Below are 15355 nucleotides of genomic sequence, written 5' to 3'. Positions count from 1 at the left end.
TGCTCTACCGACTGAGCTATCCGGGCAACGGGGCGCATTAAACCGTATTGGCCGGGTGGCGTCAATCGCTTTCTGTCACAAAGCCGATCGGTTGCTCTATTTTCAGGCAGTGAACCCGGCGGAGTGGGGGATGGGAGGGGATCGCCACTCAATAAATATGCATATAAAACGTGTATTTATACCATCACTCAGATGGGTTTTTATATATTTTTAATTAAATAACAATGCATTATGGTTAAATTAACGCGCGCTCAACCAAGGCGATTCTTGCTTGAACCTCGCAACGAATCATGCAATCATTGCGCAAATTTTAGCACTCTCCGTTCCCTGACGGTGTTCCCGCTTCTTATAAGCCAGAGGGTTATTGGCATGACTGGTTTTGTTGCTCAAGCGCTGCTGCGCACCAGACATCTGACGCCGCCACCGTTCCGCCGTTGTCTCCTTCGCACCTCATCCGCCCGAATACGCCTGCCGGCCATGCGGTAAAGCCGCCTGATGCTCGCTGTTAGGCATGCGTAAAGCCAGCGCTGCGGCCCTGATTTTACTGATGCCTGTCGGACGCTGCCAAGACCAGTTCCCCCGATAGCCGCCTGATGATCCCCGATCATGAGCCGGCCACGCACGTCGCTTATGCTGCCGTGCTCGGGTATCGCTTTTACCGGGATAACCGCGTTATCTCATTACCGTGCCGGTGGCACACCCTCATCCTTCACCGTTTGAGAGTCAGCATGATGAAAGAATTGAAAATCGCGACCAGCGCCAGCCTGGTCGCCACCATTGAGACGCTGCGCCAGATCGTGCGCGTAGAGCAGACGGACTACACCGACGTGGCGGCGGTGGTGGTGTCGGTCGCCGACGTGAACGCCGGTATTCTGGCGCGCTTGCAGGCGACGGGGTTCGACATTCCGACCTTCGTGGCGGTGGAAGGGGATGAGCATCTCTCGCCGGACTATCTGCCGTTTGTCAGTGGGGTTTTCGCGCTGCTGGCCGGCGCCAGCAAGCCGTTCTATATGGCACAGCTGGAGGCCGCCGCCGACGCCTACGAGCAGGCACTGCTGCCGCCGTTCTTCAAAACGCTGAAGACCTACGTCGAGATGGAGAATTCGACCTTCGCCTGCCCGGGGCATCAGGGCGGGGAGTTCTTCCGCAAACACCCGGCCGGCCGGCAGTTCTTCGATTTCTACGGTGAGACTCTGTTCCGTTCCGATATGTGCAACGCCGACGTCAAGCTGGGCGATCTGCTGATCCACGAAGGGTCGGCCAAGGATGCGCAAAAGCACGCGGCGCGGGTGTTCAACGCCGATAAAACCTACTTCGTGCTCAACGGTACCTCGGCGGCCAACAAGGTGGTGACCAACGCGCTGCTGACCCGTGGCGATCTGGTGCTGTTCGATCGCAACAACCACAAATCCAACCACCACGGGGCGCTGATCCAGGCCGGCGCCACGCCGGTCTATCTGGAAACCGCCCGCAACCCGTTCGGCTTTATCGGCGGCATCGATGCGCACTGCTTCGACGAGCGCTACCTGCGCGAGCAGATCCGCGAAGTGGCGCCGGAGAAAGCCGCGGCGGCGCGGCCGTTCCGGCTGGCGATCATCCAGCTCGGCACCTATGACGGTACGATTTACAATGCTCGCCAGGTGATCGACACCATCGGCCACCTGTGCGACTACATCCTGTTCGACTCCGCCTGGGTGGGCTACGAAGGCTTTATTCCGATGCTGAAAGAGTGTTCGCCGCTGCTGCTGGAATTGGACGAGCACGATCCGGGCATTTTCGTCACCCAGTCGGTGCATAAACAGCAGGCGGGGTTCTCGCAGACCTCGCAGATCCACAAGAAAGACGACCACATCAAAGGGCAAAAGCGCCACTGCAACCACAAGCACCTGAACAACGCGTTTATGCTGCATGCGTCGACCAGCCCGTTCTATCCGCTGTTCGCCGCGCTGGACGTCAACGCCAAGATGCACGCCGGCCCTGCCGGGCGCCGCATGTGGATGGACTGCGTCAAGCTGGGCATCGAGACCCGCAAACAGCTACTCAAGCGCTGCTCGCAGCTGAAGCCGTTTATTCCGCAGCAGGTGGCGGGCAAAGACTGGCAGGAGCACGATACTGACCTTATCGCCAACGACGCGCGCTTCTTCACCTTCGTGCCGGGGGAAACGTGGCACGGCTTCGAAGGCTATGCCCAGGATCAGTATTTGGTGGATCCGTGCAAGCTGCTGCTAACCACGCCGGGCATCGACGCCGCGACGGGCCAATACACCGAATTCGGCGTGCCGGCCACCATTCTGGCCAACTTCCTGCGTGAGAACGGCATCGTGCCGGAGAAGTGCGATCTCAACTCGATCCTGTTCCTGCTGACCCCGGCGGAAAACCCGGCCAAGATGGATCACCTGGTGGAGATGCTGGCGCAGTTCGAGCGCTATGTTGCAGAGGACGCGCCGCTGAGCGTGGTGCTGCCGACGGTGTACCGCAAGAACGAGCAGCGCTACCGCGGCTACAGCATTCGCCGGCTGTGCCAGGAGATGCACGATCTGTACGTCAGCTTCGACGTCAAACAGCTGCAAAAGGAGATGTTCCGCCAGGATCATTTCCCGCCGGTGGTGATGAACCCGCAAGACGCCAACGTGGAGTTTATCCGCGATAACGTCGAGCTGGTGCCCATCGGCCAGGCGGAAGGGCGCATCGCGGCGGAAGGGGCCTTGCCGTACCCGCCGGGCGTGCTGTGCGTGGTGCCGGGCGAAGTGTGGGGCGGCGCGGTGCAGCGTTACTTCCTTGCGCTGGAAGAGGGCATCAACCGCCTGCCGGGCTTCTCGCCGGAGCTGCAGGGGGTCTATATCGAGAAAAAAGATCACGGCTGGAAGCGCATCTTCGGCTATATGATCAAGCCATAGAAAAAGGGCCGGTTCGCACCGGCCCTTCTCATTTATCCACGCGGAACGCGTTACTTTCTGCGGTAGCTCTTCTGCGCGGTATTCACTTTCACCAGATAGCGGCGCGACTCGGCGGCCGGGTGCTTGGTGGTCAGCGTTTGGTACACGTCGCCCGGCTGCATGCCGTTGATGATGCCCACCGCGCGCGTTCTGTCGCTGGAGAACACCCGCAGCACGCTGCCCGCGCCGCCGTTGTAGGCGGTGATCACCGCATAGCGGCGCGAGGTCGGGTTCTGAATGCCGCCCAGGTAGTTGTTCTGCAGGATCGCCAGATAGGCGGTGCCGGTGTCGATGTTGTTCTCCGGATCGAACAGGTAGCTGCGGCTCGGGGTGCCCCATTTGCCGCGCATCTGGAACACATCCTTACCGGCGGTATGCTGCACCACCTGCATCAGGCCCAGCGCGTCCGAACCGCTCACCGCATACGGGTTGAAGCTCGATTCGGTCTGCATGATCGCCAGGATCAGCGACTCATCCACGCCGTATTTTTCCGACGCCTTGCGCACCATCGGCAGGTATTTGTGCGCACGTTTGTCCAGGTGGTTCGGCACCAGCTGGATGGTGACCGAGTAGATCACGTGCAGGCCGGAGGTGCGTTTTTGCAGCTTGGTCTGCAGCAGGTAATCGGCGAAGTGCGCCGCGCGCCATTCCCAGCGGATCGGCGCGCCCTTGTTATCCAGCACCTGGCCGTACAGGAATGGCTCTTTGCTGATCTGGATATCGTTGGCGTCGGAATAGAGATCGATAGAACCCGGATCGTCACCCATCAGCAGCGTGCTGATAATCGCCTGGCGCAGGTGCGCAGCCGGATCGGTGGTGGCGATGGTCTCGACGGTAATGGCGCCGGTGTCGAAGTTGATGTGGCTGCGGGTTTGGTATTGGTCGGTATATTTGACGTAGTCTTTCGGCCCGGCGATCAGAACTTCGTTCAGACCCCAGATGTTCTCGATGTTGTGGGCGAATTGGCCCATCAGAATGTCGAAGCCGTTGGTATCTTTAATCCAGGCTTCGTTGATTTCTTCACTTTTTTTGCCGGAACAGGAGATCAGCAAAGGCGCTATTACGAGCAAAGCTAAAATTTTCTTCATCTTAAAGCCGTTTGGAAGAAGTATAAGAGGGTTGAAGCGGGCCAGCGCCTGGCCCCAACAGCGTTATTCGCTCGGCGGCGTATAGCCTTCGATGTGTACGTCGTGCCCTTCGAACAGGAACTTGATCATTTCCTCTTCCAGCAGCTTGCGGTCGTCCACGTTCATCATGTTCAGCTTCTTCTCGTTGATCAGCATGGTCTGCTTCTTCATCCACTCGCCCCAGGCTTCCTTGGAGATCTCGTTGTAGATGCGCTTGCCGACGTCACCGGGATAAAGTTGGAAGTCCTGGCCTTCGGCGTCGCGCTGCAGGAAAGTACAAAAAATGGTGCGGCTCATGCTAATTCCTCATCGATGGCGCTATCGCCATATAAGTTTTGTTGGATCGGGGGCTGCTTCGCCAGCTGTTGCAACAGGCGATCCACCGGCGCTGCCAGCCCGACCGACGGCGGCTGCGCTAAGTTATACCAGAGACCCGCGCCCTCATCCATGCCGCTGCCCGCCGCGTCGAGCGACAGCCACATCGGCACGATATCGAGGTGGAAATGGCTGAACGTGTGGCGAAACGCGGTCAGCTGCTCCAGGCGCTTGCTTTTCAGACCGCGCTGCTGCAGCCAGAGTTCCAAATCCACGCGCGCGCTGAATTGCGGGAAGCAGAACAGGCCGCCCCACAGGCCCACCGCCGGGCGTTGCTCCAGCCACACCCGGTCGCCGTGCTGCAACAATAAGAAGTAGGCGGTTTTTTCCGGCAGGGTCTGCTTGGGTTTTTTGCCAGGGTAGTTGGCCCAGCTGTGGTTGGCGTAAGACAGGCAGCCGAAGTTGAGCGGGCAGAGTTCGCACTTGGGCTTGGAGCGGGTGCAGACCATGGCGCCCAGATCCATCATCGCCTGGTTGAACTGGCCGACGCCCTGCGCCGGGGTGACCTCTTCGCTGATTTTCCACAGCCGGTTTTCGACTTCTTTCTTGCCTGGCCAGCCTTCCACCGCGTAGCAGCGGGCCAGCACGCGCTTCACGTTGCCGTCGAGGATCGGATAGTGTTGGCCCAGCGCCAACGACAGCACCGCGCCGGCGGTAGAGCGGCCGACGCCCGGTAAATCGGCGATTTCTGCGAAGGTTGTCGGGAACTCGCCGCCGTGCTGTGCGACAATGGTCTGCGCCGCCTTGTGCAGGTTGCGGGCGCGGGCGTAATAGCCGAGGCCGGTCCACAGATGCAGCACTTCGTCGAGCGGGGCTTCCGCCAGCGTGCGCACGTTGGGAAAACGGGCCATAAAGCGCTGAAAATAAGGAATGACGGTGGCAACCTGGGTCTGTTGCAACATCACCTCGGAGAGCCATACTTGATAGGCGGTTTTTTCCAGCTGCCACGGCAGGGTCTTGCGACCGTAGCGCTGATACCAGTCAAGCACCACCTGTGCGAATTGTTGTGCTTGCATCATGAGCAGCGTCGTTATCCGGCAGAAAATGAAGCGAGATTGCAGCATAGAGTCATGGTGCTGTAAACCGGAACTTTCCGACGCTGCACGGCGGGTACAGAAGATGAACACTTGCTAAACCAATGTATCTTTGCATAATGCGCGTTTCCCTAATTGGCAGCCAAACAGACAGAAAGCACTATGATTAATGACGTCATCTCCCCGGAATTTGATGAGAACGGCCGCGCGATGCGCCGTATCCGCAGTTTTGTCCGCCGCCAGGGGCGGCTGACCAAAGGCCAGCAGCACGCGCTGGAGAACTATTGGCCGGTGATGGGCGTGGAGTATCAGGCTGACGCTGTCGATCTCGCCGCGCTATTCGGCCGCGAAGCGCCGACGGTGCTGGAGATCGGTTTTGGCATGGGCGCCTCGCTGGTGACCATGGCGGGCAACAACCCGCAGCAGAACTTTTTAGGGATCGAAGTGCACTCGCCGGGCGTGGGCGCCTGCCTGGCCGATGCCCACGAGGCGAAGCTGAGCAACCTGCGCGTGATGTGCCACGACGCGGTTGAGGTGCTGGAAAACATGATCCCGGACGGCTCGCTGGACATGGTGCAGCTGTTCTTCCCCGATCCGTGGCACAAGGCGCGCCACAACAAGCGCCGCATTGTGCAAACGCCGTTTGTCGAACTGGTGCTGCGCAAGCTGAAGACCGGCGGCGTCTTCCACATGGCCACCGATTGGCAACCTTATGCGGAACATATGTTAGAGGTTATGAACGGGGTCGCAGGCTACCGTAATCTTTCCAGCGATAATGATTACGTGCCGCGTCCGGATTCGCGCCCACTGACGAAGTTTGAATTACGCGGCCAGCGCCTGGGACATGGCGTTTGGGACTTGATGTTTGAGAGGAAAGAATAATGGCTAAGAACCGCAGTCGTCGTTTACGTAAAAAGTTGCACATTGAAGAATTTCAGGAGCTGGGTTTCTCCGTAGCCTGGCGCTTCGCCGAAGGCACGTCGGTGGAAGACATCGACAGCACGCTGGATACCTTCATCGATGAAGTGATCGAGCCGAACGGCCTGGCGTTTGACGGCAGCGGCTACCTGCAGTGGGAAGGTCTGATCTGCCTGCAGAAGATCGGCCACTGCACCGACGAGCAGCGCGAGCTGGTGAAAAACTGGCTGGAAGCGCGCAAACTGACCGATGTTAAGGTCAGCGATCTGTTCGATATCTGGTGGGATTGATCGCGCTTGCCCGATGAGCGCGGCTTCGCGCCGCGCCGTTTTATTGATCTAAGGTGCCTTAACGGCGCCTTTGTTTTGCCCGGAGTGTGACCGAGGTGGTAACAACATTGGATAACGCGTTGCTGGAGGAGATCCTGCAACAGGTGCGCCCGCTGATTGGCCAGGGGAAAGTGGCCGACTACATCCCGGCGTTGGCGGAAGTGCCTGCCGATCGGCTGGCGATCGCCGTCTGCACGGTGGACGGCGAACTGTTCCAGGCCGGCGACGCCGCGGAGCGCTTCTCCATTCAGTCGATCTCCAAAGTGCTGAGCCTGACGCTGGCGCTGACGCGCTATCAGGAGCCTGAGATCTGGCGGCGCGTCGGCAAAGAGCCCTCCGGCCTGCCGTTCAACTCGCTGCTGCAGCTGGAGATGGAGCAGGGTAAACCGCGCAATCCGTTTATCAACCCCGGCGCGCTGGTGGTGTGCGACATGCTGCAAACCCGGCTCAGCGCCCCCAAACAGCGCATGCTGGAGATGGTGCGCCAGCTGGCCGGCGAAGACGACCTGGCCTATGACCTGCGGGTGGCGCGCTCCGAGTTCGAACACTCCGATCGCAATGCGGCCATCGCCTATCTGATGAAGTCGTTCGGCAACTTCGAAAACGACGTGATCACCGTGCTGCAAACCTATTTCCACTACTGCGCGCTGCGCATGAGCTGCGTGGAGCTGGCGCGCAGCTTCGTCTATCTGGCCAATCACGGCCGCAATCTCAACGGCGAGGCGGTGATCAGCCCGCTGCAGGCTCGGCAGATCAACGCTCTGATGATGACCTGCGGCATGTACGACGGCGCCGGCGAATTCGCCTACCGGGTGGGGCTGCCGGGCAAATCCGGCGTGGGCGGCGGCATCGTGGCCATCGTACCGGGCGAGCTGTCGATCGTCGTCTGGTCGCCGGAGCTGGATGCTTCCGGCAACTCGCTGGCGGGAACTGCGGCGCTGGAACTGTTGTCTCAACGTATCGGTCGTTCGATTTTTTAGTCCCAATCTGGATGGGAGTCAGGAGAAGCTATGTTGAAGAAAACCGGGTTAGCCTTACTGCTGCTGGCGGCGACTGCCGCGCAGGCCCACGCTGAGTACCAATGCAGCGTTAAACCCCAGGACGATGTGATCATCAGCCCGCAGAGCGTGCAGGTGAAAGGCGCCAGCGGCGACCTGCAAATTTCGCCGGATGGCGATGTGATCCGCAACGGCCAGGCGCTGAGCCTGAGCGACAGCCAGCGGCAGAAAGCCTTCAGTTACCAGAGCGCGCTGCGTAAGCAGCTGCCGTGGATCGACGACGGCGCGCAGAAGCATCTGGAGAAAGCGCGCGCGGCGTTGGATAAGGTGATCGTCAAAGAGTTGGGCAGCAACAGCAACGTGCGCAACCGGCTGACCACCCTGAACGGCCAGCTGAAACAGCAGATGAACCGCATCATCGAACACCGCAGCGACGGCCTGACCTTCCACCATAAGGCGATAGACCAGGTGGAGCAGGACGGCCGCAATATCGTGCAGCAGAGCATGGGCGGCGTGCTGCAGGACAGCCTGAACGAGATGGGCGTTAAACAGGCCGCCAACAGCGGCGGCAACCCGCTGCAGGCGATCATGGGCAACCTGGGCGGCTTGCAGAAGGCGATCCAGAACGAATGGAACAACCAGGAGCAGGACTTCCAGAACTTCGGGCACGACGTGTGCAACCGCGTCACCGCACTGGAAACCCAGCGCAAGGATCTGCTGAAGGCGTTGAAGTAACGGATAGGCATAGCCGCCGTGCGTTCTTTGACCTCACGACGGCTATCTGAGAAACTGGCTAAACTATAATCAATCGGCAAAAGGATTTTGCATTGATGCCAGTGATATTCCGTTATAAAGGCTATAGGTTCTTTTTTTATTCGAATGAGGGTGACCCGCTTGAGCCGCCGCATGTTCATATCAGAGACGCTGAGGCTGAAGCGAAATTTTGGTTGGTTCCTGGCGTGCAGTTGGCGCGTAATGATGGCTTTAACGCCAGAACGCTAAAAGAGTTGGCTGGTCTGGTTGATACCTATCAGGCATTGTTTTTGGAGGCTTGGCATGAGTATTTCGGCTAAACGCGTCAGCTTTGACGATACGACGATGTGGGTCGAACTGAGTGACGCCAGAATTATTGGCGTGCCGCTGGCCTGGTTTCCCCGTTTGTTGAACGCGACGGAAGAACAGCGGGCGGGGTATGAGCTCAGCGCTCGCGGCATCCATTGGGACGCGTTGGACGAGGATGTTTCCGTTGACGGACTGCTGAAGGGGCGTGGCGACGTGACGCACCGCCCTCATAATGCCGCCTGAACATGAAAAAAGCACTGATTATTCAGCGCTTTTTTTTTACTCGTCGTCCGCCAGGAACAGTTCCAGCAGCGAGTTGAGGAACAGCTTGCCCTTCTCGGTGATTTGCCAGTGCTCCGCGGTTTCTTCCAGATAGCCTTTGGCCAGCGCTTCGTCCAGCTGCGGGCGAATGACGCTTTCCGCCAACCCGGTGTAATTGACGAAGTCGGCGCGCGGCGCAGCTTCCAGCAGGCGGAAGCGGTTCATGAAGAACTCGAACGGCCGATCCGCCGCCGCCACCTCATGCTGCTTGTCCATGTAGTCGCCGCGCATAAAGCCGCGCGGGTGCTTGGTCTTGGCGGTGCGCAGGATGCGCCCGTCGCTGAAGGTCACCTTGCCGTGCGCGCCGCAGCCGATCCCCAGATAGTCGCCGAAGCGCCAGTAGTTGAGGTTGTGCTGGCATTGGTAGCCCGGTTTGGCATAGGCCGAAGTTTCATACTGCTGATAGCCGGCGGCGCTCAGCAGCTGGTGGCCGCGTTCGAAGATATCCCACAGCGCGTCGTCGTCCGGCAAAACCGGCGGGCGCGAGCTGAACAGGGTGTTCGGCTCGATGGTCAACTGATACCACGACAGGTGAGGCGGATTGAGAGCGACAGCCTGGCGCAGATCGTCCAGCGCCTCTTCCAGCGACTGATCTGGCAGGCCGTGCATCAGATCGAGGTTGAAGCTGCGCAGGCCGAGGCCGGTCGCCAGCGTTGCCGCACGCTTGGCCTCTTCCGGGCCGTGGATGCGCCCTAAGCGGGTCAGCTTCTCGGCGCTGAAGCTTTGCACCCCGATGGAGATGCGGTTGACGCCGGCGCGCTGGTAGCCGCTGAAGCGATCGGCCTCCACGGTGCCGGGGTTGGCCTCCATGGTGATTTCGGCGTCGTCGGCGACGCGAATGCGCGCACGCACGCCGTCCAGCAAGGCTTGCATCGCCTCGGCGCTCAGCAGGCTGGGGGTGCCGCCGCCGATGAAGATGGTGCTTATCTCCCGGCCGCCGGCCAGCGGCAGGTCGGCATCCAGATCCGCCAACAGATGATCGACATACTCCTGATGCGGCACGTCACCCTTCAGCGCATGGGAGTTGAAGTCGCAGTACGGGCATTTCTGCACGCACCACGGGATGTGAATGTAGAGACTCAGCGGGGGCAGCTTAAGCATTGCGCATGGCTTCCAACATCAGCTTCAGCGCCTTGCCGCGGTGCGAAATCGCCCGCTTCTCGTCGCGGCTCAGCTCGGCGGCGGTGCGGCCCAGCTCCGGCACGTAGAAGACAGGATCGTAACCGAAGCCGCCTTCGCCGGCGGCCTGCTCGGTGATCTCACCGGCCCAGCTGCCGTGGAACACCAGCGGCGTCGGATCTTCCGCATGGCGCAGATAGACCAGCACGCAGTGGAATTGCGCGCCGCGCCGGCCCGGCGCTACGCCTTTCAGCGCCGCCAGCAGCTTATCGAGGTTCTGCCGATCGTCGGCGTCTTCACCGGCATAGCGTGCGGAGTAGATGCCCGGCGCGCCGCCCAGCGCGTCGACCGCCAGGCCGGAGTCGTCGGCGATCGCCGGCAGGCCGGTGACCTGCGCCGCATGGCGCGCTTTCAGAATGGCGTTCTCAATAAATGTCAGGCCAGTTTCTTCGGCGGATTCCACGCCCAGATCGGTTTGCGCGACCACGTCCAGGCCGAAATCGGCCAACAGGTCGGCGAGTTCGCGCACTTTGCCCGGGTTACCGGTGGCAAGAACGACTTTTTGCATAATGACTACCTTGAAAATTATTCGATGAGCGCCGCGACCACGGCGGGGATCTGTTGCGGATTCACGATGCGTAACTGTTTATGCCGCCCCAGTTCGCCTTTCTCGATGGTGACGCTGCTTTTCGCCACTTTGAACTGCTTGGCGATAAACTTGATCAGATGGGCGTTGGCTTGGCCGTCGACCGGCGGGGCGGTGATGGCGACTTTCAGTTCGTCGCCATGCAAGCCGATAATTTGGTCGCGGCTGGCTTTCGGCTGAATATATAGCCTGATCGCCAGCCCGTCCAGCACGGGAGTGACTGCACTCACAGCAGGAACCAGATCTCGCCGAACAGATCCATGCCCAGGTAGTTGATCAGATAGAGGATCAGGATCACCACCATGGCGGAAAAGTCGATGCCGCCCATCGCCGGGATGATGCGACGGATCGGCGCCATCAAGGGTTCGGTCAGCTGGTACATCACGTAGTCGATCGGGCTGCGGCCCTGACTGATCCAGCTCATCAGCGCACGAATGATCATCACCCAGAAGATCAGGTAGCCGGCGGATTTCACCAGCGAGATCAGGCCGAACAGCAGGTTATACGGGCTGAGCGACATCGCGCCACCCTGGATCAGCAGCAGCAGCGGATACTTGATGGTCATCAGCAGGAACGCCAGCAACAGCGAAGCGCTGTCGATAGGCCCCAGCGACGGGATAATACGGCGCAGCGGGCCGACGACCGGTTGGGTGATCTTCACCACAAACTGCGAGAACGGGTTGTAAAAATCGGTGCGCGTCCATTGCATCCAAATGCGCAGCAACAGCACCATCACGTACAGATCAATAACGGTCTTGACCAGGAAAGTCAGCGTTAGCATGAAGTGGTCCTTCTCCTTAACTCTTGGTTATTTAAAATAATTTTTCCATCTCTTGCGCACGGGAAACGGCGGCCTGCATCGCTTGCGCCACGGTTTCCGGCAGCTGGCGTTCGTTGAGCACTCGCAGCGCTTCGGCGGTGGTACCGCCTTTGGAGGTCACCTGCTCGCGCAGCGTGCCCAGCGGCGTATTCGGGTTGGCTTCAACCAGCGCGGCGGCACCGGAAGCGGCCTGTTGCACCAGATCGCGCGCGGTCTGGCTGTCGAAGCCCATGCGTTCGGCCTCTTTCTGCATCGCCTCCATAAACAGGAAGAAATAGGCCGGGGCGCTGCCCGCAGCGGCGATCACGCCGTTGATGCCATTTTCGTCACCGACCCAGCAAACTTTACCGACCGACGTCATTAAATCGCCGGTGTAGTCGCGATCCTGCTGGCTGACCTGCTCCGGTGCGTACAATCCGCTCATGCCCTTGCCAACCAGCGACGGGGTGTTGGGCATGATGCGCACGATGTTCAGCTTGTCGCCGAGCAGCTGATAGAAACGGTTGACCTGAATACCGGCGGCGATCGACAGCACCAGTTTGCCGCTGAAATCGACCTGTTCGCGCAGCGGCTGACACACGTCGGCCATCAGCTGCGGTTTGACCGCCAGCACGACTACGTCGGCCTCGCGCGCGCAGGCGGCGTTGTCGCCGCTGCTGACGATGCCATAGTCCGCCGCCAGCGCGTCACGGTTTTTCGCCGAAGGGGCGCAGACGCTGATGGATTTGGCTGGATAACCGCCCGCCACCAGGCCGGCGATGATTGCACGCGCCATGTTGCCGGCGCCGATAAAGGTAATCTTGCGATGTTGCATCAAATCCCTCGTCTGTTTGTCAGGCCTGCGAGTAGTCGCGGGCGCCAAAAATTGCGGTGCCGATGCGCACCAGGGTGCTGCCAGCGGCGATCGCCGCCGCCATGTCGTCCGTCATGCCCATCGACAGCGTATCGACCTGCGGATAACGCTGACGCAGGGCGAGAAAGGCGTCGTTCATCTGGTTGAATACCGCCAGCTGCCGCTGGTAATCCGCTTCCGGCGCCGGGATGGCCATCAGGCCGCGCAGCGTCAAGTTCGGCAGCGCGGCGATTGCCTCGGCTAACGCCGGCAGTTCGCTCAACGCGATGCCGGATTTACTCTGCTCATCGCTGATGTTGATTTGAATCAGCACGTTGAGCGGCGGCATGTCGGCCGGGCGCTGATCGCTCAGGCGCTGGGCGATGCGCAGCCGATCCACGGTATGGCACCAGGCGAAGTGTTCCGCCACCAGCCGACTCTTATTGGATTGCAGCGGGCCGATAAAGTGCCACACCAACTCGCCGCCCTGCGGCGATTCGGCGAAATGCCGGATCTTGTCTACCCCTTCCTGCACGTAGTTCTCGCCGAAGGCGCGCTGGCCGGCGGCGATGGCTTCTTCGATCGCCGCCACAGGTTTGGTTTTGCTGACTGCAAGCAGGGCAACTTCTTCTGGCGCCCGCGCGCAGTTTTGCGCGGCGGCCGCGATGCGGTTTCTGACATCCTGCAGGTTCTGTTGGATAGTGCTCATTATTGACCCGGGAGAGTGATATGGATATCGATGAATTCGTGGCCCTTAGTGTAAAGCATAATGCTTCCGATCTGCACCTTTGTGCCGGTCATCCGCCGATGTTGCGCATCGACGGTGAACTGCAGCCGCTGGCGGCGGCGCCAACGCTGACGGCGCAAGGCGTGCAGACCCTCTGTGACGGATTGCTGAATGCGCAGCAGCGCGAGAGCCTGCGGCGGCTGGGGCAGATCGATCTGGCGCTGCACAGGCCGGGTGGGGAGCGGCTGCGAGCCAACGTTTTTCAGCAAAGCGCGGGGATGTCTCTCGCATTGCGGCGCATCGCCGGGCAGGCGCCTTCGCTTGCCGAGCTGGCGCTGCCGGCCATCGTCCCGGCACTGCTGCGGCGCGACGACGGGCTTCTCCTGGTCACCGGCGCCACCGGCAGCGGCAAGTCCACCACGCTGGCGGCGATGATCGACGAGATCAACCGGCACCAGCCGCGGCACATTTTAACGCTGGAAGATCCGATCGAATTCCTGCACCGCAGCCGGCGATCGCTGATTCAGCAGCGGGAGATCGGCCGCGACAGCCACAGCTTCGATGCGGCGTTGCGCGCCGCGCTGCGCGAAGATCCGGATGTGATCCTGCTGGGTGAGCTGCGCGATATCGCCACCATTCGGTTGGCGCTCACTGCGGCGGAGACCGGCCATCTGGTGCTGGCGACGTTGCACACCCGCAGCGCGCCGCAGGCGGTGGAAAGGTTGGTGGACGTGTTTCCGGCGGAAGAGAAAACCTATGTGCGTGCCCAGTTGGCCGGCAGCCTGCAGGCGGTGATCGCGCAAAAGCTGATGCGGCGGCCCGGCGGCGGGCGAGTGGCGATCTTTGAGGTGCTGACGGCGACGGCGGCGGTCAGCAACCTGATCCGCGAAGGAAAAACCCATCAGTTGGCGAGCGTGTTGCAAACCGGCGCGCAGTCCGGCATGCAAACCTTTGAGCAAGGCTTGCAGCAGCGGATCGACGCCGGCGTGTTGGGGGATTGTGTTGGCGAAGGGGCGGGGGATTAACCCAGCTGCCGTTCGAACCAGCTTTCGAGGATCACCACCGCAGAGGCGGAATCCACGCTGCCTTTGTCGAGCGCGCGGAAGCCGCCGCGGTCGAACAGGTTGGCTCGCGCTTCCACGGTGCTCAGGCGCTCGTCATGCAGATCGATCTGGATGCCGAAGCGGCCGTGCAGGCGGTTGGCGAACTTGCGCGCCTGGGCGGTCACCGGTTGCTCGGTGCCGTCCATGTTCAGCGGCAGACCGACCACCACCAGATCCGGCTGCCACTCTTTCAACAGCTTTTCGATTTTCAGCCAGTCCGGCGAGCCGTCCTGCGCTTTGAAGGCCGGCAGGGCGCGGGCGCTGCCGGTCAACTCCTGGCCGACGGCTGCGCCGATGCTTTTGGTGCCGAAATCGAAGGCGATAATGGTGCGGTTGCTCATCAGGCGTGTCCTGCGTGGTTGGCGATGCTGCGAATGTCGATGCCCAGAAGGTTCCCCGCCTCGCGCCAACGGCTGGCGATCGGCGTGCGGAAGAGAATGTCGGTGTTGGCTTCGATGGTCAGCCAGGCGTTCTCCAACACTTCCTGCTCCAGCTGGCCCTTTTCCCAACCCGCATAACCCAGCGCCACCAGTACGTCGTCCGGTTGTTCCGGGGTGCCGAGCGTTTCCAGCACGTCTTTCGAGGTGGTGATCATGGTGTTGGGGGAAATTTGAATGCTGGCACCGAAGCCGTGGCGCGGCGTATGCAGGATAAATCCGCGATCGTCCGCCAGCGGGCCGCCGGCGAACACCGGCTTGTCCAGGCTGATGGCCGGATCGCGCGCAGGCGGCATGATCTTCAGCTTGCTCAGTACCGTGGCTACCGTGAACTGCTCCACCGGTTTATTGATCACCAAACCCATGGCGCCTTCTTCGTTGTGCTCGCAGACGTAAATCACCGAGCGCTTGAAGCGCGGATCCTGCAGGGTGGGCATGGCGATCAGAAAATGGTGCTGTAAATTCATGGCGTTAGTATAAGGTAATCAATGGGTGAGAAAATAAACAGCCGCCAGTATGCGGCTATACCCGCTGCCTTTCAAGCCGCTTGCAAAGGCGTGCTTTGGCGGGC

Annotated in this window: 19 protein-coding genes; 8 read left to right on the top strand and 11 right to left on the bottom strand. The window is 60.6% G+C overall.

The window, feature by feature from the left end; genetic code table 11:
* The first annotated feature begins 731 nt into the window (after nt 1–731).
* The gene (speF, locus tag HMPREF3138_RS16080; RefSeq protein ID WP_038879770.1) at nt 732–2897 is read left to right on the top strand and encodes an ornithine decarboxylase SpeF; all 2166 of its coding nucleotides are present in this window, start codon (nt 732–734) and stop codon (nt 2895–2897) included.
* A 50-nt stretch (nt 2898–2947) separates the two neighbouring features.
* Here speF and mltC read toward each other — a convergent pair whose 3' ends face one another.
* From mltC to mutY, 3 genes are all read right to left on the bottom strand, one after another.
* Complete coding sequence (gene mltC / locus HMPREF3138_RS16075; RefSeq protein WP_033644661.1) at nt 2948–4024, bottom strand: membrane-bound lytic murein transglycosylase MltC; 1077 nt, start codon at nt 4022–4024, stop codon at nt 2948–2950.
* Nucleotides 4025–4087: 63 nt separating this feature from the next.
* On the bottom strand, nt 4088–4360 hold the full coding sequence (locus HMPREF3138_RS16070; protein ID WP_004937404.1) for an oxidative damage protection protein: 273 nt from the start codon (nt 4358–4360) through the stop codon (nt 4088–4090).
* Nucleotides 4357–5457 (bottom strand): A/G-specific adenine glycosylase, encoded by a 1101-nt coding sequence (mutY, locus tag HMPREF3138_RS16065; RefSeq protein ID WP_223294895.1) that lies wholly within the window; start codon nt 5455–5457, stop codon nt 4357–4359. Before mutY ends, HMPREF3138_RS16070 begins: the two co-directional genes overlap by 4 nt.
* A 177-nt stretch (nt 5458–5634) precedes the next feature.
* Between mutY and trmB the strand changes: the two genes are divergently transcribed.
* The 6 genes from trmB to HMPREF3138_RS16035 all read left to right on the top strand — a co-directional run bounded on the left by trmB (nt 5635) and on the right by HMPREF3138_RS16035 (nt 9022).
* Nucleotides 5635–6354 (top strand): tRNA (guanosine(46)-N7)-methyltransferase TrmB, encoded by a 720-nt coding sequence (gene trmB, locus HMPREF3138_RS16060; protein WP_004937410.1) that lies wholly within the window; start codon nt 5635–5637, stop codon nt 6352–6354.
* Nucleotides 6354–6680 carry a YggL family protein gene (locus tag HMPREF3138_RS16055; protein ID WP_019456098.1) on the top strand — a complete coding sequence of 109 codons (327 nt, stop codon included), beginning with the start codon at nt 6354–6356 and terminating at the stop codon, nt 6678–6680. Before trmB ends, HMPREF3138_RS16055 begins: the two co-directional genes overlap by 1 nt.
* Nucleotides 6681–6775: 95 nt before the next feature.
* Nucleotides 6776–7699, top strand: a complete 924-nt coding sequence (gene glsB / locus HMPREF3138_RS16050; RefSeq protein ID WP_038879768.1) for a glutaminase B — start codon at nt 6776–6778, stop codon at nt 7697–7699.
* Between the two features lie 30 nt (nt 7700–7729).
* Nucleotides 7730–8452, top strand: a complete 723-nt coding sequence (locus HMPREF3138_RS16045) for a YggN family protein (protein ID WP_038879295.1) — start codon at nt 7730–7732, stop codon at nt 8450–8452.
* A gap of 95 nt (nt 8453–8547) precedes the next feature.
* Nucleotides 8548–8790 (top strand): DUF4160 domain-containing protein, encoded by a 243-nt coding sequence (locus HMPREF3138_RS16040; RefSeq protein ID WP_004937418.1) that lies wholly within the window; start codon nt 8548–8550, stop codon nt 8788–8790.
* Complete coding sequence (locus HMPREF3138_RS16035; protein ID WP_038879292.1) at nt 8774–9022, top strand: DUF2442 domain-containing protein; 249 nt, start codon at nt 8774–8776, stop codon at nt 9020–9022. The genes HMPREF3138_RS16040 and HMPREF3138_RS16035 overlap by 17 nt, the downstream gene beginning before the upstream one ends.
* Nucleotides 9023–9058: 36 nt before the next feature.
* On the opposite strand, the gene hemW is transcribed toward HMPREF3138_RS16035, so the two are convergent.
* Genes hemW through HMPREF3138_RS16005 form a run of 6 tightly spaced genes read right to left on the bottom strand, consistent with a single transcriptional unit; the run spans nt 9059 to nt 13226 of the window.
* A complete protein-coding gene (gene hemW / locus HMPREF3138_RS16030) occupies nt 9059–10201 on the bottom strand; it encodes a radical SAM family heme chaperone HemW (RefSeq protein ID WP_038879290.1) in 1143 nt (380 codons plus the stop codon).
* Entirely contained in the window at nt 10194–10787 is a 594-nt protein-coding gene (locus tag HMPREF3138_RS16025) for an XTP/dITP diphosphatase (protein ID WP_038879287.1), read from the bottom strand. The genes hemW and HMPREF3138_RS16025 overlap by 8 nt, the downstream gene beginning before the upstream one ends.
* A 17-nt stretch (nt 10788–10804) precedes the next feature.
* Nucleotides 10805–11095: a DUF167 family protein YggU gene (yggU, locus tag HMPREF3138_RS16020; protein WP_033649585.1), complete on the bottom strand. Its 291-nt coding sequence runs from the start codon at nt 11093–11095 to the stop codon at nt 10805–10807.
* Nucleotides 11092–11646 carry a YggT family protein gene (locus HMPREF3138_RS16015; protein ID WP_033635944.1) on the bottom strand — a complete coding sequence of 185 codons (555 nt, stop codon included), beginning with the start codon at nt 11644–11646 and terminating at the stop codon, nt 11092–11094. The genes yggU and HMPREF3138_RS16015 overlap by 4 nt, the downstream gene beginning before the upstream one ends.
* A 31-nt stretch (nt 11647–11677) precedes the next feature.
* A complete protein-coding gene (proC, locus tag HMPREF3138_RS16010; protein ID WP_038879285.1) occupies nt 11678–12499 on the bottom strand; it encodes a pyrroline-5-carboxylate reductase in 822 nt (273 codons plus the stop codon).
* A gap of 19 nt (nt 12500–12518) precedes the next feature.
* Complete coding sequence (locus HMPREF3138_RS16005; protein ID WP_038879282.1) at nt 12519–13226, bottom strand: YggS family pyridoxal phosphate-dependent enzyme; 708 nt, start codon at nt 13224–13226, stop codon at nt 12519–12521.
* 20 nt (nt 13227–13246) lie between these two features.
* On the opposite strand from HMPREF3138_RS16005, the gene HMPREF3138_RS16000 reads away from it, so the two are divergent.
* Entirely contained in the window at nt 13247–14269 is a 1023-nt protein-coding gene (locus HMPREF3138_RS16000) for a type IV pilus twitching motility protein PilT (protein WP_038879280.1), read from the top strand.
* Here the strand turns inward: HMPREF3138_RS16000 and ruvX are convergent.
* Both ruvX and HMPREF3138_RS15990 read right to left on the bottom strand, forming a co-directional pair.
* On the bottom strand, nt 14266–14688 hold the full coding sequence (ruvX, locus tag HMPREF3138_RS15995; RefSeq protein ID WP_015379046.1) for a Holliday junction resolvase RuvX: 423 nt from the start codon (nt 14686–14688) through the stop codon (nt 14266–14268). The genes HMPREF3138_RS16000 and ruvX overlap by 4 nt on opposite strands.
* Nucleotides 14688–15251, bottom strand: coding sequence for a YqgE/AlgH family protein (locus HMPREF3138_RS15990; RefSeq protein ID WP_033635940.1), 564 nt, complete (start codon nt 15249–15251; stop codon nt 14688–14690). Before HMPREF3138_RS15990 ends, ruvX begins: the two co-directional genes overlap by 1 nt.
* Nucleotides 15252–15355: the final 104 nt, after the last annotated feature.

This window comes from Serratia sp. HMSC15F11 (assembly GCF_001808215.1).
GTDB lineage: Bacteria > Pseudomonadota > Gammaproteobacteria > Enterobacterales > Enterobacteriaceae > Serratia > Serratia nevei.
The sequence above is the reverse complement of the archived record's forward strand: the minus strand, read 5'-3'. Positions and strand labels throughout refer to the sequence as shown.

Excerpts from the sequence above, each read along its gene's own strand:
- speF (WP_038879770.1), top strand. The coding sequence starts at position 732 with ATGAAAGAATTGAAAATCGCGACCAGCGCCAGCCTGGTCGCCACCATT.
- mltC (WP_033644661.1), bottom strand. The coding sequence starts at position 4,024 with ATGAAGAAAATTTTAGCTTTGCTCGTAATAGCGCCTTTGCTGATCTCC.
- HMPREF3138_RS16070 (WP_004937404.1), bottom strand. The coding sequence starts at position 4,360 with ATGAGCCGCACCATTTTTTGTACTTTCCTGCAGCGCGACGCCGAAGGC.
- mutY (WP_223294895.1), bottom strand. The coding sequence starts at position 5,457 with ATGATGCAAGCACAACAATTCGCACAGGTGGTGCTTGACTGGTATCAG.
- trmB (WP_004937410.1), top strand. The coding sequence starts at position 5,635 with ATGATTAATGACGTCATCTCCCCGGAATTTGATGAGAACGGCCGCGCG.
- HMPREF3138_RS16055 (WP_019456098.1), top strand. The coding sequence starts at position 6,354 with ATGGCTAAGAACCGCAGTCGTCGTTTACGTAAAAAGTTGCACATTGAA.
- HMPREF3138_RS16045 (WP_038879295.1), top strand. The coding sequence starts at position 7,730 with ATGTTGAAGAAAACCGGGTTAGCCTTACTGCTGCTGGCGGCGACTGCC.
- HMPREF3138_RS16040 (WP_004937418.1), top strand. The coding sequence starts at position 8,548 with ATGCCAGTGATATTCCGTTATAAAGGCTATAGGTTCTTTTTTTATTCG.
- HMPREF3138_RS16035 (WP_038879292.1), top strand. The coding sequence starts at position 8,774 with ATGAGTATTTCGGCTAAACGCGTCAGCTTTGACGATACGACGATGTGG.
- hemW (WP_038879290.1), bottom strand. The coding sequence starts at position 10,201 with ATGCTTAAGCTGCCCCCGCTGAGTCTCTACATTCACATCCCGTGGTGC.
- HMPREF3138_RS16025 (WP_038879287.1), bottom strand. The coding sequence starts at position 10,787 with ATGCAAAAAGTCGTTCTTGCCACCGGTAACCCGGGCAAAGTGCGCGAA.
- HMPREF3138_RS16015 (WP_033635944.1), bottom strand. The coding sequence starts at position 11,646 with ATGCTAACGCTGACTTTCCTGGTCAAGACCGTTATTGATCTGTACGTG.
- proC (WP_038879285.1), bottom strand. The coding sequence starts at position 12,499 with ATGCAACATCGCAAGATTACCTTTATCGGCGCCGGCAACATGGCGCGT.
- HMPREF3138_RS16005 (WP_038879282.1), bottom strand. The coding sequence starts at position 13,226 with ATGAGCACTATCCAACAGAACCTGCAGGATGTCAGAAACCGCATCGCG.
- HMPREF3138_RS16000 (WP_038879280.1), top strand. The coding sequence starts at position 13,247 with ATGGATATCGATGAATTCGTGGCCCTTAGTGTAAAGCATAATGCTTCC.
- ruvX (WP_015379046.1), bottom strand. The coding sequence starts at position 14,688 with ATGAGCAACCGCACCATTATCGCCTTCGATTTCGGCACCAAAAGCATC.
- HMPREF3138_RS15990 (WP_033635940.1), bottom strand. The coding sequence starts at position 15,251 with ATGAATTTACAGCACCATTTTCTGATCGCCATGCCCACCCTGCAGGAT.